General features: G+C 65.0%; 14 protein-coding genes and 1 pseudogene. 7 read left to right on the top strand and 8 right to left on the bottom strand.

Annotation, left to right across the window (positions count from 1 at the left end; genetic code table 11):
* Position 1 precedes the first annotated feature (1 nt).
* Both ACVWY5_RS36130 and ACVWY5_RS36125 read left to right on the top strand, forming a co-directional pair.
* Positions 2 to 415, top strand: coding sequence for a Rieske (2Fe-2S) protein (locus ACVWY5_RS36130; protein WP_016846808.1), 414 nt, complete (start codon positions 2 to 4; stop codon positions 413 to 415).
* A gap of 114 nt (positions 416 to 529) precedes the next feature.
* Positions 530 to 1,042, top strand: a complete 513-nt coding sequence (locus ACVWY5_RS36125; RefSeq protein ID WP_028336588.1) for a class I SAM-dependent methyltransferase — start codon at positions 530 to 532, stop codon at positions 1,040 to 1,042.
* A gap of 39 nt (positions 1,043 to 1,081) precedes the next feature.
* Here ACVWY5_RS36125 and tcuB read toward each other — a convergent pair whose 3' ends face one another.
* From tcuB to ACVWY5_RS36105, 4 genes are all read right to left on the bottom strand, one after another.
* Positions 1,082 to 2,185 carry a tricarballylate utilization 4Fe-4S protein TcuB gene (gene tcuB, locus ACVWY5_RS36120; protein WP_028336587.1) on the bottom strand — a complete coding sequence of 368 codons (1,104 nt, stop codon included), beginning with the start codon at positions 2,183 to 2,185 and terminating at the stop codon, positions 1,082 to 1,084.
* A 16-nt stretch (positions 2,186 to 2,201) separates the two neighbouring features.
* Entirely contained in the window at positions 2,202 to 3,602 is a 1,401-nt protein-coding gene (tcuA, locus tag ACVWY5_RS36115; protein WP_428841122.1) for an FAD-dependent tricarballylate dehydrogenase TcuA, read from the bottom strand.
* Between the two features lie 128 nt (positions 3,603 to 3,730).
* Positions 3,731 to 5,041: an MFS transporter gene (gene tcuC, locus ACVWY5_RS36110; protein ID WP_028336585.1), complete on the bottom strand. Its 1,311-nt coding sequence runs from the start codon at positions 5,039 to 5,041 to the stop codon at positions 3,731 to 3,733.
* 272 nt (positions 5,042 to 5,313) lie between these two features.
* A complete protein-coding gene (locus ACVWY5_RS36105) occupies positions 5,314 to 6,213 on the bottom strand; it encodes a transcriptional regulator GcvA (RefSeq protein ID WP_028336584.1) in 900 nt (299 codons plus the stop codon).
* A 118-nt stretch (positions 6,214 to 6,331) separates the two neighbouring features.
* Between ACVWY5_RS36105 and ACVWY5_RS36100 the strand changes: the two genes are divergently transcribed.
* Entirely contained in the window at positions 6,332 to 6,550 is a 219-nt protein-coding gene (locus ACVWY5_RS36100; RefSeq protein ID WP_028336583.1) for a DUF1127 domain-containing protein, read from the top strand.
* 70 nt (positions 6,551 to 6,620) lie between these two features.
* Positions 6,621 to 7,244, top strand: coding sequence for a GNAT family N-acetyltransferase (locus ACVWY5_RS36095; protein WP_028336582.1), 624 nt, complete (start codon positions 6,621 to 6,623; stop codon positions 7,242 to 7,244).
* Between the two features lie 159 nt (positions 7,245 to 7,403).
* Here the strand turns inward: ACVWY5_RS36095 and ACVWY5_RS36090 are convergent, their stop codons facing one another.
* Positions 7,404 to 8,240: an oxidoreductase gene (locus tag ACVWY5_RS36090; protein WP_028336581.1), complete on the bottom strand. Its 837-nt coding sequence runs from the start codon at positions 8,238 to 8,240 to the stop codon at positions 7,404 to 7,406.
* A 120-nt stretch (positions 8,241 to 8,360) separates the two neighbouring features.
* Here ACVWY5_RS36090 and ACVWY5_RS36085 point away from each other — a divergent pair, with 120 nt between their 5' ends.
* Positions 8,361 to 9,248 carry a LysR family transcriptional regulator gene (locus ACVWY5_RS36085; RefSeq protein WP_028336580.1) on the top strand — a complete coding sequence of 296 codons (888 nt, stop codon included), beginning with the start codon at positions 8,361 to 8,363 and terminating at the stop codon, positions 9,246 to 9,248.
* Between the two features lie 210 nt (positions 9,249 to 9,458).
* On the opposite strand, the gene ACVWY5_RS36080 is transcribed toward ACVWY5_RS36085, so the two are convergent.
* Positions 9,459 to 10,289 (bottom strand): enoyl-CoA hydratase, encoded by an 831-nt coding sequence (locus ACVWY5_RS36080; protein ID WP_028336579.1) that lies wholly within the window; start codon positions 10,287 to 10,289, stop codon positions 9,459 to 9,461.
* 195 nt (positions 10,290 to 10,484) lie between these two features.
* Positions 10,485 to 11,186 (bottom strand): SDR family NAD(P)-dependent oxidoreductase, encoded by a 702-nt coding sequence (locus tag ACVWY5_RS36075; RefSeq protein WP_028336578.1) that lies wholly within the window; start codon positions 11,184 to 11,186, stop codon positions 10,485 to 10,487.
* A 71-nt stretch (positions 11,187 to 11,257) separates the two neighbouring features.
* On the opposite strand from ACVWY5_RS36075, the pseudogene ACVWY5_RS36070 reads away from it, so the two are divergent.
* Together ACVWY5_RS36070 and ACVWY5_RS36065 are read left to right on the top strand one after the other, a co-directional pair.
* A pseudogene (locus ACVWY5_RS36070) lies at positions 11,258 to 13,040 on the top strand (acyl-CoA dehydrogenase family protein).
* Between the two features lie 53 nt (positions 13,041 to 13,093).
* On the top strand, positions 13,094 to 14,182 hold the full coding sequence (locus tag ACVWY5_RS36065) for a Zn-dependent alcohol dehydrogenase (RefSeq protein ID WP_018269116.1): 1,089 nt from the start codon (positions 13,094 to 13,096) through the stop codon (positions 14,180 to 14,182).
* 138 nt (positions 14,183 to 14,320) lie between these two features.
* Here ACVWY5_RS36065 and ACVWY5_RS36060 read toward each other — a convergent pair whose 3' ends face one another.
* Complete coding sequence (locus tag ACVWY5_RS36060; protein ID WP_028336576.1) at positions 14,321 to 14,674, bottom strand: nuclear transport factor 2 family protein; 354 nt, start codon at positions 14,672 to 14,674, stop codon at positions 14,321 to 14,323.
* Positions 14,675 to 14,692: the final 18 nt, after the last annotated feature.

The following is a 14,692-nucleotide window of genomic DNA, read 5'->3' as shown; positions in this document are numbered from 1 at the left end:
GATGGCGCGGCATGTGATCGCCCCGGTGGACGAACTGCCGCCGGGTTCGCGAAAATTCCTCGAGATCGACGGACGGCCGATCGCCGTCTTCAACGTCAAGGGCGAGTTCTTCGGCCTGCTGAACCGCTGCCCGCATCAGGGCGCGGCGCTGTGCGAGGGGCCGCTGATCGGGCTCGCCTCATCGTCCGACCCCGGCGAGATCGAATACACCAAGCTCGGTGAGATTCTGCGCTGCCCCTGGCACGGCTGGGAGTTCGACATCCGCACCGGCCAGTCCTATTGCGATCCGCGCCGATTCCGCGTGCGCGCCTATCCGGTCAGCGTCGAGCCGGGCACCAATGTGGTGAAGGGGCCGTATGTCGCCGAGACCATCAAGGTCGCGGTGGAGAGCGACTACGTGGTGGTGGATTTGTAGCCGCGAGGGTCCCGAAATCCTGTTCACCGGAGATGGCAATCGGTGAGCGTCATGCAAAGCATCCTCCTGCGTGCGTTTGGCCGTCCTCGGGGTCTCCTGGGGAGGCTCGGCGGCATGATCATGGCGCGCACCAATGCAGATTGCGGCGCGTGGGTCGCAGATCGTCTCGAGGTCGGACCTGATGACAGCGTGCTCGAAGTCGGGTTTGGTCTCGGCGTCGTCATTCAACGCCTGTCGACCTTGGTGCCGGCGGGACGCGTCGCGGGCATCGATCCGTCGCAGGAGATGGTCGGGCAAGCTCGCGCCCGGAACGCGGCCGCGATCGAGGATGGTCGTGTCGAGCTTCGGCTTGGCTCCGTGGAACGCATGCCATTCGATGCGGACAGCTTCGACGCGGCGCTGGCGATCAACTCGATGCAAGTTTGGCCGGACGCCGTCGCCGGGCTACGGGAGGTCCGGCGCGTCATGAAGCCGAGCGGCAGGATCGCGCTCGGCTTTACGCGCTACTCCGGACAGCCCAAGGAAGGGGTCGCGGAAAGGCTGGCAGCAGCCGGCTTCACGAGGGTTCAGCTGGTCGAGACAAATGAGTGGTTCTGTGCCCTGGCGACAAAGCCCGATGCAGGATGAGTTCGTAAGCGGGGCTACGCTCCGCTAACCCACCACCATTCATTCCGCCATCATCTGCCGTTCGCGCGCATAGCGCACCAGCGCGACGAAGCGGTAGATACCGTGCACGAATTTGCCGTAGGGCATGGTGATGAACAGCGCGAACACCACGCCGAGATGCAGCGCAAGCAGCGGACCCATCGCGGCGGTCTCGCGCCACAGCAGCAAGGCGAGGCCGGTGATGCTGGTCAGGAACAGCATCAGGATGAACGCGGTGTCCATGCCCATACGCTGCTCGTCGACCAGCACGCGGTCGCGCTTCCATTTCTCGCCGAGCAGGCCGAGCGGGCCGACCACGAGCCCGATGCCGCCGAGCGTGCCGAGCACGACGGGCAGGTCCCACCACGCATAGGGCGCCTCGCGCGCCAGGAGGTAGTGATACAGCGTGCCGACGCAGGTCGCAGCGAAGCACAGCGCGAAGCCATAGAAGGTGAAGTGGTGATACAGTTTGCGGCGGTCGGTCGGCTGGTCGTCCTCGTTGAAGCAGCCGACACCGCCGCCGTCGAGATAGCGCAGCTCGCCGGCGTCGCGGACCGCCTGCAACAGCGCCTTCGCATCCGTCGTCATGCCGACCGGCTTGCCGATGTCGCGCCAGAACGCCCGCACGCCCATCACCAGCGCCAGGATCGCGTAGAGCAGGGCCAAGCCGAACAGCAGCGCCATCGCATTGTGCGGCATCAGTTTGTAGAACGCGCCGGGACCGGTGTGGATGCCGGTGAGCACGCCGCGATCATTGACCGCGGCGAAGCCGAAGATGAAGGCGGCGACGCTGAGCGCTGCGATCATGCTGATGACGAGGCCGTTGCGCGCGAATGCGCCGGCAAAGGCGCGCGGCCAGGCATAGGCGGCATAGGATTCGGCGCGCGCGACCGCCAGTGTCTTCGGTACATTGACGTTGAATTCGTGCGGCGGCGAGAACTGGCAGTCGGCGTAGCAGGCGCCGCAGCTATGGCAGAGGTTGGCGAGGTAGTTGAGATCGCCGTCGGAGAAGGCGCGACGCATCTCCATCGCGGGAAACACCGCGCACAGGCCCTCGCAATAGCGGCAGGAATTGCACACCGTCATCAGACGGTCGGCTTCCTGCAATATCCTCGTCCCGTGCATCGCGTCAGTCCCGCCTTCAGTTCCGCGCATTCTTGGCTGCTTCTCGGCCGGCGACGCGACCGAACACGCTGCCGATGGTCATGCCGATGCCGGCGGCATAGCCCTTGCCGAGCACGTTGCCGGCCATGATTTCGCCGGCGGCGAACATGTTGGCCGACGGCTTGCCGTCCTTCATCAGTATCCGCGCCTCCCTGTTCACGCGGGTGCCGAGATAGGTGAAGGTGATGCCGGGCCGCACCGGATAGGCGAGATAGGGCGGCGTGTCGATCCGGCGCGCCCAATGCGTCTTCGGCGGCGTGATGCCTTCGGTAGCGCAGTCGTCGAGGATGGTGTGGTCGAAGGTGCCGGGCTGCACCGCGGCGTTGAACTCGGTGATGGTCTTTTCCAGCGCGGCCGCGTCGAGCTCGAGCTTGCCGGCGAGCTCGGCAATCGTCGCGCCCGCGATCGGCGGAAACAGCGTCGGCATGAAGCTTGTCACCACGGTCGAGTCGAAGATGATGTAGGCGATCTGGTCCGGCTGCGCGGCGACCAGGCGGCCCCAGATCGCATAGCGCTTGGGCCAGATATCCTCGCCCTCGTCGTAGAAGCGTTCGGCATGCTTGTTGACGACGATGCCGAACACGACCGAATCGTGGCGCGTGATGATGCCGCCGTCGAATTTCGGCGCGCGGGCGTCGATCGCCACCGCATGGCATTGCGTCGGATCGCCGATCTCCCGCACGCCCTTCGCGAGCAGCATCTTGAGGATCGTACCGCGATTATAGGGCGTGCCGCGGATCAGGAAATTGTCGGCCGCATCGCCCCAGGACTCCTTCAGCCATTCGATGTTGGCCTCGAAGCCGCCGGCGGCCGCAACCAGGGTCGAGGCGCGGACCTCGGTCTTGCCGCCGACCGGCTGCTTCAGCTGCGCCGAAAGGAACATGCCGTCCTCGACCGTGAGATCGATGACCTCGGCATCGTAGAGGATGTCGACGCCGAGTTCCTCGGCGGTGCGATAGAGCGCGTTCAGCATCGCGCGGCCGCCGCCGAGGAAGAACGAGTTGGTGCGGCCAAGGCTCAGCGTGCCGCCGAGCGACGGCTGCCAGCGCACGCCCTGCTCGACGATCCAGTTCAGGATGTCCTTGGACTCGTGGATCATGAAGCGGGCCAGTTCCTCGTCGGTCTGGCCGCCGGTCACCAGCAGCAAATCCTTCCAGAATTCCTCCTCGGTGTAAGGACCGGTGAGGATCTCGGTCGCCGCGTCATGGGCGCAGCGCATGTTGCGGGTGTGGCGGGTGTTGCCGCCGCGATAGAATTTCGGGGCGCCTTCCAGCACCAGGACGGAGGCGCCGGCGCGCCGTGCGCTGATCGCAGCGCAGAGCGCGGCGTTGCCGCCGCCGATCACCAGCACGTCGAACCTGCGCGTCAGATCAACCATGCGCTCTTGTTATCGTTGTTGGCATGGAAAGCAACACGGCCGGGCGCATGAGCATGATCCGGAAAAGCGTGTCGCGATTTTCCGGAGAAGTCATGCCCAGCGAGCCCGCCCGGCCGCGAAGTGGAATATCAGGCCGCAACGGTCTCGCGCTGCTCGATGGTCTGGCCGCCACGATAGACGATCAGCGCGGCGACGATGCCGAGAGCTGCGGCGCACATCAGCCAGTAGCCGGGCGAAGCCTTGTCGCCCGTCCGCTGGATCAGCCAGGTCGAGGCGAACGGCGTGAAGGTGCCGAACAGCCCGGCCGCCAGTGCAAAGGCCAGCGAGAAGCAGGTGGTGCGGACATGCGCCGGCACGATCTCGACCAGGCAGCCCAGCATGGTGCCGCTGTAGACGCCGAAGTAGAACGAGAACATCATCTCGACCGCCAGCATCTTGCCGAACGAGGGATTGGTCACCAGCCAGTGCAGCGCCGGATAGGCCGTGATGAGGGACAGGCCGGCGATCGCCAGCAGCACCGGCTTGCGACCGATCCGGTCGGACACCGCGCCGCCGACCGGATTCCAGATGAAGTTGGTCACGGCAACCAGCAGCGTCACCAGCAGCGCATCCTGGGTCGAGAGCTTCAGCACGGTCTTGCCGAAGGTCGGCGTGTAGACGGTGACGAAGTAGAAGGTGGTGGTGGTCAGCACCGCGATCATCATGCCGAGCACGACGATGCGCCAGTTCGCGATCGCCGAGGCGAACACCTCGCTCGCGGTCGGATGCTTCTTCATCGCCAGGAACGCCGGGGTCTCCTCCAGCGTCCGGCGCAGGAAGAAGATCACCGGGATGATCAGGCAGCCGACGAAGAACGGGATGCGCCAGCCCCAGGAGGCAACGGTTGCGGCCGGCATGCTCTCGCTGAGGACGAAGCCGAGGATCGAGGCGACGAAGATCGCGACCTGCTGGCTCGCCGACTGGAACGAGGTGTAGAAGCCGCGATTGCCGGGCGTGGCGATCTCCGCGAGATAGACCGAGACGCCGCCGAGTTCGACGCCGGCGGAGAAGCCCTGGAGCAGGCGCGCGATCAGCACGATGATCGGCGCCGCAATACCGATCGTCGCATAGCTCGGGCAGAGCGCGATCACCACGGTGCCGATAGCCATGATCGACAGCGTCACGATCAGGCCCTTGCGGCGGCCGATGCGGTCGATATAGGCGCCGAGCACGACGGCGCCGACCGGGCGCATCAGGGCGCCGAGCCAGAACACGCCGAACGCGTTGAGCAAGGCGGCGGTCTCGTTCTCGGAGGGGAAGAAGGCCTTCGCAATCGCCTGGGCATAGAAGCCGAACAGGAAGAAGTCGAACTGCTCGAGGAAATTGCCGCTGGTCGCGCGCAGGATGGCGCCAAGACGCGATTTGATCTGCGGGACTTGCGATGAACTCGACTGCGACATAACGCCCTTTCCTCCCCGTGACAAAAACGGCCGGCGCAAATTGTCTCGCCGGCCAAAGCAGTTAACTGCCATGTGCGGCAATTTGGCACGGCTGTCCGGCTCGACCAACCCGGAATCGCGCGGGGGGCTATGGGAAAAAAGCCGTAGATGGAAATCGCAGCGAGCCTTTCGAGCGAAGGGGATACCGGTTCGCGCGAAGAAACCTCGTCAAAACAACGATCTAGCGCTTCGGCTCTGGTAGGACCGAAGCCCCGGCCGTCGCGTGCGCCGCATCAGGGCGCGGCGTGCGCCGTTGTGCCGAGCCAGCTTCGGAACGCGGAGAGCTTTGGCGTATCGGCGCGTCCCTGCGGCGAAACCAGGTAGAAGCCGGCGTCGGCCGGCAGCGCGATCTTGAAGGGAACCACGAGGCGACCCTTGGCGATGTCGTCCTGCACATAGGAGGTGCGGCCCATCGCGATGCCGATGCCGTCGATCGCGGCCTGGATCGTCACGAACAGCAGGTCGAAGGTGACGCCGGGCTGCTTGGAAATATCGGTCGGCAGCCCCGCCGCAGTCAGCCACAGCCGCCAGTCGTCGCTGTTGGCGTTGCTGGTGTGCAGGAGCGTGTGATCCCTGAGGTCTTCAGGGCATTTCAGCGGCCTGGTTCCCTGCAGCAGCGACGGACTGCACACCGGAAACAGCTCATCCGCCATCAACCAATCTGCACGCAGGCCCGCCCATTGGCCGCGGCCATAGCGGATCGCCGCATCGACCTTGTCGCGCTGGAAGTCGACCAGGCTGGTCGAGGTAGTGATGCGAACGTCGATGCCGGAATGCGCCTCCTGGAAGGCCGACAGCCGCGGCAGTAGCCATTTGGCGGCAAGCGATGCCAGCGTCGAGACCGTCAGCACGTGATCGTCGTCCCTGCGCAGCAGGCGATCGGTGGCGAGCCTGAGGTCGTTGAAGGCGGCCCGGACGCCGGGAAGGTATTCGGCAGCCTCCGGCGTCAGGCTCAGCGAGCGGTTCTGGCGGACGAACAGGCGGACGCCGAGTTCCTCCTCCAGCCGCCGGATCTGATGGCTGATCGCGGTCTGCGTCACGTTCAGTTCGGAAGCCGCCAGCGTGAAGCTCATATGCCGCGCGGCGGCCTCGAACGCCCTCAGGCCATTCAGCGAAGGCAGGCGGCTGGTCATTCCTGGAGTGCCTCCAAATACATGACTTTAATTCATGCGAAACGGTACAAAGTGTCGTTTGTGAGCGGGCTGAATAGCTCCGATATTACCGCCAACAGGTTACCGATAGGAGCCGCAGATGTCCATTTTCACGCATGAATCGATGACAAATCATCATACCCTAAATCATCGCGCATCGGGCCTGCTGAACCAGGTCGGCGAGACCCTTCACGTCTGGTGGGAGCGCTACGAACGCCGCCGCGAGTTGTCGCAGTGGACTGAGCGCGATCTGCACGACATCGGCATGTCCCGCAGCGACATCGTGTTCGAAACCGAGAAGCCGTTCTGGCGGGCCTGAGAAGGACGCCGCCGCTGGCGTCGCCTCGATCGAGGGACGCCAGCCAATTTCTTCACCCGAGGAGCGTGTCATGGTTGCGCTGCATCTCGACGATCTCAAGCAATACTCTGACGTGCTGCGCGCCAAGAACGGCAGCGAGGTCAAGGTACGCTTCGTCGAGCCGCGCGACCGCGAGGAGCTGCAGAGCTACATCCGCTCGCTCTCCGCGGGGTCCCGTTACAACCGCTTCCTGGGCGCGTTGAGCGAGCTGCCGAAGACAGAGCTCGAGCGTTTCATCCATGTCGGCGAGGCTGACCGGTTCACGGTGGTCGCGACGATGCTGGTCGATGGCTTTGAGACCATCGTCGGCGAAGCCCGCTACGCCTTCCATGCCGATAATTCGAGCGTCGAGTTCGGCCTGTCGATCGATGACCGGTGGCAGGGCCACGGCATTGGCAAGGCGCTGCTCAGGAATCTCGAATGCCGTGCGGCGTCCTTCGGAGCCGAGCGCATCTTCGGCGACACACTGCGTTCCAATGCGACGATGATCGGCCTCGCCCGGAAGTCGGGCTACGCCTTCATGCCGAGCCCCGGCGACTGGAAGCTGGTGCGCTTTGCAAAAGAGATCCACGTCGAACCGCAAGACATTCCCTGTGCCAGCTGGCGGCTTGCCGCCACTTCCCGCTCGGCCGCGATGTCCTCGCTTGCGGTTTGACTGACTGGCCCGGTTCTGGCCCCTCCAGAACCGGGCCCTTTTCTCTAGCCCGTGCCTTTGCCGCGATTTCCGCTCGTCATGCGCGGGCTCGACCCGCGCATCCATCGAGCGAAAGCGTTTCTTTCGATGGATTGCCGGGTCAAGCCCGGCAACGACGGATCAGGCTTCCTCCGTAAAATCCGTCGACGTCGCCACCGTCCGCCATTCCGCGAGCTCCCTCGCGACGAACGCATTCTTGGTCTCGATCCGCTCCACGGTGTCGCTGCCGAGCGGCAGCCGCAGCGGCGGGTTGTCGGCGTTGACGAGCTTGAGCATCGCGCCGGCGAGCTTGCGCGGGTCGCCGCGCTGGCCGTGGTTGAAATCGGCGGCGACGGCGCGGGTCTTGCCGACGCTCGCATGATAATCCTCGATCTGATGCGCGGTGCGCGACAGCGAACTCTCGTCGAGGAAGTCGGTTCGGAAGAAGCCGGGCTCGACCACCGTCACCTTGATGCCGAGCGGCGCGACTTCGGCGGCCAGCGCCTCGCTGATGCCTTCCACCGCGAACTTGGTCGCGCCGTAGACGCCCCAGCCCGGATAGCCGGTGTAGCCGCCGACCGAGGAGATGTTGATGACGTGGCCCGAACGTTGCCGGCGCATATGCGGTAGCACCGCGCGGGTGACGCCGAGCAGGCCGAACACGTTGGTGCCGAACAGCCTCTGCGTCTCCGCGGCGCTGGCCTCCTCGATCGCGCCGAGAAGGCCGTAGCCCGCATTGTTGATCAGGATATCGATGCGGCCGAACTTTTTGACCGCCTCGCCGGCCGCGGCGTGGGCCTCGGCCTCGCTGGTGACGTCGAGCCTTGTGGCCAGCAGCCGCTCATGCTGGCCGAGGCGGGCGGTGACGGTCGCGGGATCGCGAGCGGCGGCCACTACCGCATCGCCGGCCTTGAGCGCGGCTTCCGCGATCAGGGCGCCAAACCCCCGGGAAGCTCCTGTGATGAACCAGACACGCATGATCTTGCCCTTTCCTGGAAGGCCCGGCGCACTGCCGGGCTGATGGGCAAAGGGATAGCGGCTCGCCATAATTGAGATAATCAGCTATATATTCTTCAAGCTACTGAGTAAAATTCATCAATGCGGATCGATCCTTCGGACCTCGCCACCTTCCTCGCGATCGCCCGCCACAAGAGTTTTCGCGCGGCGGCGACCGAGCTTGGCGTGTCCGCCTCGGCGCTGTCGCATGCGCTGCGCAACATCGAGGAGCGGCTCGATCTGCGCCTGGTCAACCGCACCACCCGCAGCGTGGCGCTGACCGAGGCCGGGGAGCTTTTGTTCGCGCGGATCAGTCCGGCGTTTCGCGACATCGACGATGCGCTGGAGGACCTCAACAATTTTCGCGGCAAGCCGGCGGGCACGCTGCGCTTCACCGCGGCGCGCCAGTCGGCGCAACTGGTGCTGCTGCCGATCGTCACGCGCTTCCTGAAGGCGTTTCCTGATATCAGCGTCGAGATCATGATCAACGACGCGTTGATCGACATGGTCGCCGCGGGTTTCGATGCCGGCGTGCGGTTCGGCGAGACCATTGCTGCCGACATGATCGCCGTGCCGATCGGGCCGCGGCATCGCTTTGCCGTGGTCGGCTCGCCGGCCTATTTCAAGACGCACAAGCCGCCGGTGACGCCGCACGACCTGAAAGACCTGCCCTGCATTCGCTACCGCTTCACCTCCGGCGCGATCTATCGCTGGGAGTTCGAGCGCGGCGGCATCGAGGTCGATATCGACGTCGCGGGGCCGCTCACGCTGAACGACCAGGATCTGATGGTCGACGCGGCGCTCGACGGGGCAGGGCTCGCCTATGTGTTCGAGGCGCAGGTCGAGGCGCTGATCGCCAAAAGAAAACTGGTGCGCGTGCTCGCCGACTGGTGCCCGGCCTATCCCGGGTTCTTCCTCTATTACCCAAGCCGCCGCCAGTTGCCGGCCGCGCTGCGGGCGTTCGTGGATTTTTCGCGCGGCAGCCCGTAGCCCGGATGGACCTGCGTAGCCCGGATGAAGCGAAGCGCAATCCGGGGAGACTGCGTCCGCGGTAAGACCGATCCCGGATTTCGCTGCGCTGCATCCGGGCTACGAGATCGTCATGCGCGGGCTTGACCCGCGCATCCATCAAACAAAAAGGCATTCCTTTGGGATGGATTGCCGGGTCAAGCCCGGCAATGACGGGACACTGAACGGGGATCAACTCCCCCGGAACACCGGCTTGCGCTTCTCGATGAAGGCCTGCACCGCTTCCTTGTGATCGGCCGTCGTGGTGAGGCGGATCAGCCGCTCGGCCTCGTGGTCGCGCGCGGTGGCGAAGTCGAACTGCAGCGCCTCGTCGAGATTGTCCTTCATGTAGCGCAGCGCGAGGGTCGGGCCCTCGGCGATCGACCTCGCCAGCGCAAAGGCCTCGTCCTGCAGCGCCTCGTCCGGCACCACGCGGTTGACGAGGCCGATCTGCTCGCATCTCGCGGCGTCGACCTTCTCCGAGGTGAACATCAGCTCGCGGGCGCGCGAGGTGCCCACCAGCCGCGTCAACAGCCAGGCCATGCCGTAATCGCCGCTCAGCGCCACGCGTAAGTAACCGGTCGAGATGAAGGCGGATTGAGCCGCGATCCGGATGTCGCAGGCCATCGCGATCGCAAGGCCGGCGCCGACCGCGGGACCGGGAAGGGCAGCAATGGTCGGCTTGCGCACCGAGGCGAGCGCGCCGGTGAGCAGGCGCTGGCGCTCCTGCAAATCCGCGACCTTGTCCTCATAGGACATTTCGAGCTTCTTTTTGTCGCGATGCGCGCCCATGCCCTTGACGTTTCCGCCGGCGCAGAACGCCTTGCCGGCGCCGGTGACGAGCAGCACGCCGACCTCGGGATTCTCTCCGCAGGTCTTGATCATCGTGCGCAGCGCCGGCGTCAAGGTATCCGACAGCGAGTTGCGGGCATCCGGGCGGTTGAGCGTGATGACGGCGACGCGATCGCGGATCACGCAGAGCAGTTCGTCGGTGCCGGTCTCGATCTTGATTTCGTTCGACATGTTTTCCTTCCCCAGTTTCATCCGTCATTACGAGCCACCCGGTCGGCGTGGAGCGCCGCCGGATGACAGGCTCCGCGAAGCAATCCATGCCGCCGCAAGTGGTGGAATGGATTGCTTCGTCGCTTCGCTCCTCGCAATGACGAATGTGGCGGCGGTTTGCGTCCAGCCTACGCTGCTTGCATGATCTCCGTCATCTCAAAACTTCTCAACCCAGGGCCGCAATTCCAGCTCCCAGGTCCAGGCGCTGCGCGGTTGTTGCAGCACGTTCCAGTAGCTCAGTGCGATCGCGTCGGGATCGAGCATCGAGTCCGGCCGGTCGGCGGACTCGGTGCGGGCGGCGCTGCGGATGCCACCGTCGATCACGAAATGCGCGACATGGATGCCCTGCGGCGACAGTTCGCGCGCCATGCTCTGCGCGAGGCCGCGCAAGGCGAACTTGCCCATCGCGAACGGCGCCGATTGCGCATAGCCCTTCACGCTGGCGGAGGCGCCGGTGAACAGAATTGCGCCCTTCTTGTTGGGCAGCATGCGCTTCGCCGCCTCCTGCGCCACCAGGAAGCCGCCGAACGCCGAGACCGCGATCGCCTGCTCGACCTCTGAAGGGACGAGTTCGACGAAGGGGCCGCGCGAGCGGCCGGAGGCGTTGTAGACCACGAGATCAGGCGTTCCGATCTCGCGCTCGACAAGGCCGAACAGCCGTTCGACATCCTCGGCCTTGGTGGCGTCGCAAGCATAGGCCCGCGCGCCGGTTTCGGTGCAGAGCGCGCCGAGCTTCTCGATGCTGCGGGCGCCGAGTGCCACGCGAATTCCCTCCCGCGAAAATAGCCGCGTCAACGAGGCGCTGAGGCCCTCGCCGGCGCCGACGATCAGGGCGATCTTGTATTTTGGAATATCCATTGGGCTTTCCTTTGCTCGGCCGGAGGAGGATAGTCGTGCCCAAACAAATGAGCACCGAAGCCGGGAATTCAATGCAGCCGCACAAGCAGGATCCGAAAACGTCAGCCGCCAGCCAGCCGGGCCTGCTGGCGCCCGATACGACGGGAATGAATTTCTACCGGGCCGATCCGGCGCTGACCGACCTTCTGAAGCTGCATCTGCCCGATGCATTGTTCCGCCATATCGAGCCGCATCTCGACCGCCTCGGTGGATTGGCCGGAGGCTATCTCGACGAATGCGCGCGGCTTGCCGACCGGCATACGCCGGTGTTGCATCAGCGCGACAAGTTCGGCCGCGACGTGCAGCACATCGAATATCATCCGGCCTATCGCGAGATCGAGAAGGCCGCGTTCGGCGAGTTCGGCATCCACGCGCTGTCGCTCCGCAAGGGCATCATGGGCTGGCCCGACAAGTATCCTGTCGTCGCCAAGCACGCCTTCACCTTCCTATTCAACCAGACCGAATTCGGCATGGGCTGCCCGATCAACGTCACCGACGGTTGCGCCAAGCTGCTGGCGAATTTCGGCAGCGAGGCGTTGAAGGCAAAATATCTCGACGGCCTGACCCAGACCGACATGAGCAAGCTGACACAGGGCGGCCAGTTCATGACCGAGAAGGAGGGCGGCTCTGATGTCGGCACGCTGACCACGCGCGCCGTGCAGGAGGGCGATCACTGGCGGCTCTACGGCGAGAAATGGTTCTGCTCGAACGCCGATGCCAAGGTGGTGATGCTGCTGGCGCGGCCGGAAGGCGCGGGGCCAGGCACCCGCGGCGTCGGCCTGTTCCTGATGCCGCGTTTCCTCGACGACGGCTCGCAGAACCATTACCGGATCGTGCGGCTGAAGGACAAGCTCGGCACCCGCTCGATGGCTTCGGGCGAGATCAAGTTCGATGGCGCGATCGCCTACGCCGTCGGCAAGCTCGACCGCGGCTTCGTGCAGATGGCCGAGATGGTGAACTCGTCGCGGCTCTCCAACGGCGTGAAGTCGACTGCGTTGATGCGCCGCGCTTGGCACGATGCAATGACAGTGGCGCGCGGCCGCGTGGTGTTCGGCCAGCGCATCATCGACCTGCCGCTGGCGCGGCGGCAGCTGATGAAGATCATGCTGCCGACCGAGCAGGCGCTGTCGATGAGCTTTCTGACCGCCGACGCGCTCGACCGCGCCGAGGCTGGCAGTCAAGACGCCGCGGCGCTGCTTCGCATCCTGACGCCGACGCTGAAATTCCGCGCCACCCGCGACGCCCGAAAAGTCTGCGGCGATGCGATGGAGATGCGCGGCGGCATCGGCTACATCGAGGAATTCGTCACGCCGCGGCTGCTGCGCGATGCGCATCTCGGCTCGATCTGGGAGGGCACCGGCAACATCGTCGCGATCGATGCGCTGAAGCGCGCGGTCGGTCGCCATGGCGCCGACAATGCGCTCGCCGCCGATCTGCATGCGCGGCTCGATGACAGCCCGAATGTTCCGCAAGCCTGGTGCAACCGGCTGCGCGACCTCAGCGACCGCGCGGTCGCGTTTGCGCGCGAGGTGGCGAGCCGCGTCGACAATGAGGGCGACGCGCGGCGCGCCACCAGCCTGCTCTATCATGTCGCAAGCGCGGTCGCGCTGGCGTGGGAGGGCGGGCGCATCCAATGAGATGCGCGGCGATGCGCGCCGGCTGTTGCTGTCGCGAATGGTGGTCGATCACCGCGTGCTGCCGGGCGATCCGTTCCGGCTAACGGAAAATACCGTTCAGCGCAGGATGACCGGGCACCTGCTCGGCGATCGCGCGGTCGGCATGGCCGAGGTTGGCGAATTGCTTGACGCAGCATAGGCTGCTGCGCGAGCGAACTTTTCAAACAATCAAAAACGTCAAGGGAGACCCCGATGAAGGCCGCCGTCCTGCATGAAGTCAATCAGCCGCTGGTGATCGAGGATGTCAGCGTGCCCAATCCGGGGCCGCGCGAGGTCCTGATCCGCACCGCGGTCGCGGGCCTCTGCCATTCCGATCTGCACTTCATGGAAGGCCTCTATCCGCACCCGCTGCCGGCGGTGCTCGGCCATGAATCGGCGGGCGTGGTTGAGAAGGTCGGCTCCGACGTCAATTACGTGAAGCCCGGCGATCACGTCGTCACCTGCCTCTCGGTGTTCTGCGGCACCTGCGACAATTGCACCACCGGCCGCACCGTGCTGTGCACCGACACCACGGTGAAGATGCTGCCCGGCGCCTCCAACCGCCTGTCATGGGGCAGGAAGGAGAAGCTCAACCAGTTCCTCAATCTGTCGTCGTTCGCCGAGCAGATGCTGGTGCACGAGAACGCCATCGTGAAGATCAAGAAAGAGATGCCGCTCGATCTCGCCGCGCTGATCGGCTGCGGCGTCATCACCGGTTATGGCGCCGTGGTGAACACCGCGAAGGTCACCGCCGGCGAGACGGTGGCTGTGATCGGCTGCGGCGGCGTCGGCATGGCGGCGATCAACGGCGCGCAGATCGCCGGCGCCGGCCGCATCATCGCGATCGATACCAATCCGGCCAAGCTGCAGCTTGCGACCAAGCTCGGCGCCACCGATATCGTCGATCCGGCCCGCGGCGACGTGGTCCAGCAGGTGCGCGAGCTCACCGGCGGCGGCGTGCAGCACTCCTTCGAGGTGCTCGGCCGCAAGGATACCGCCGAGCAGGCCTTTGCCATGCTGGCGGCGGGCGGCACCGCGACCATCGTCGGCATGATCCCGTTCGGCCAGAAGATCGAGCTGCACGGCTTCGACTTCCTGCGCGAGCGCCGCATCCAGGGCTCGTCGATGGGCTCCAACCACTTCCGCGTCGACATGCCGCGCCTCGTCGACTTCTACATGCGCGGCAAGCTGCATCTGGAAGACTGGATCTCGGCCAAGCTGAAGCTCTCCGAGATCAACGAGGGCTTTGCCAACATGAAAGCCGGCAAGACGCTGCGCAGCGTGATCATGTTCGACAGCTGAGCGTGTGTCGTTCCGGCGTGGGCCGGGACCCATACGCCGCGGCCTTGCTTTGGGCACGTGGGTGGACGACTTTCTTTACTCACCACAAGCTGCGGTGGTTATGGGTCCCGGCCTGCGCCGGGACGACACCTGAATCGCTCACCGCGCCACATGCGCGGACACCGCGAGCCATTTTCCGTTCTGCCGCGCCCAACAATCGGTATAGCGGCCGTGCGCCGGCTCGCCGTCCGCGTTGGTGTAGCTGGTCTGGGCGTGGATGATGGCGAAATCGCCGAGGATGCGGATTTTGACGTCTTCGGCCTTCAGCCCCTTGATCTTCACCGGGATCGCCGTCTGCTTCAGGAAGGCCGCGCGGTCGACCAGGCTCTTGTCGGGATTGGTGCAGTAGAAGTCCTGCGCCAGGATCTCATCGAAGCGCTTGACGTCGCAGTTCTGAACTGAATCGACGTAATCCTTGTTGAGCTTCGTCAGCTCCTCGAGGTCATTGCTCATTGGCTTTCTCCCGGTTTC

It is taken from the genome of Bradyrhizobium sp. USDA 3256, from assembly GCF_054058275.1.
This window is presented reverse-complemented; position numbering and strand designations above follow the sequence as displayed.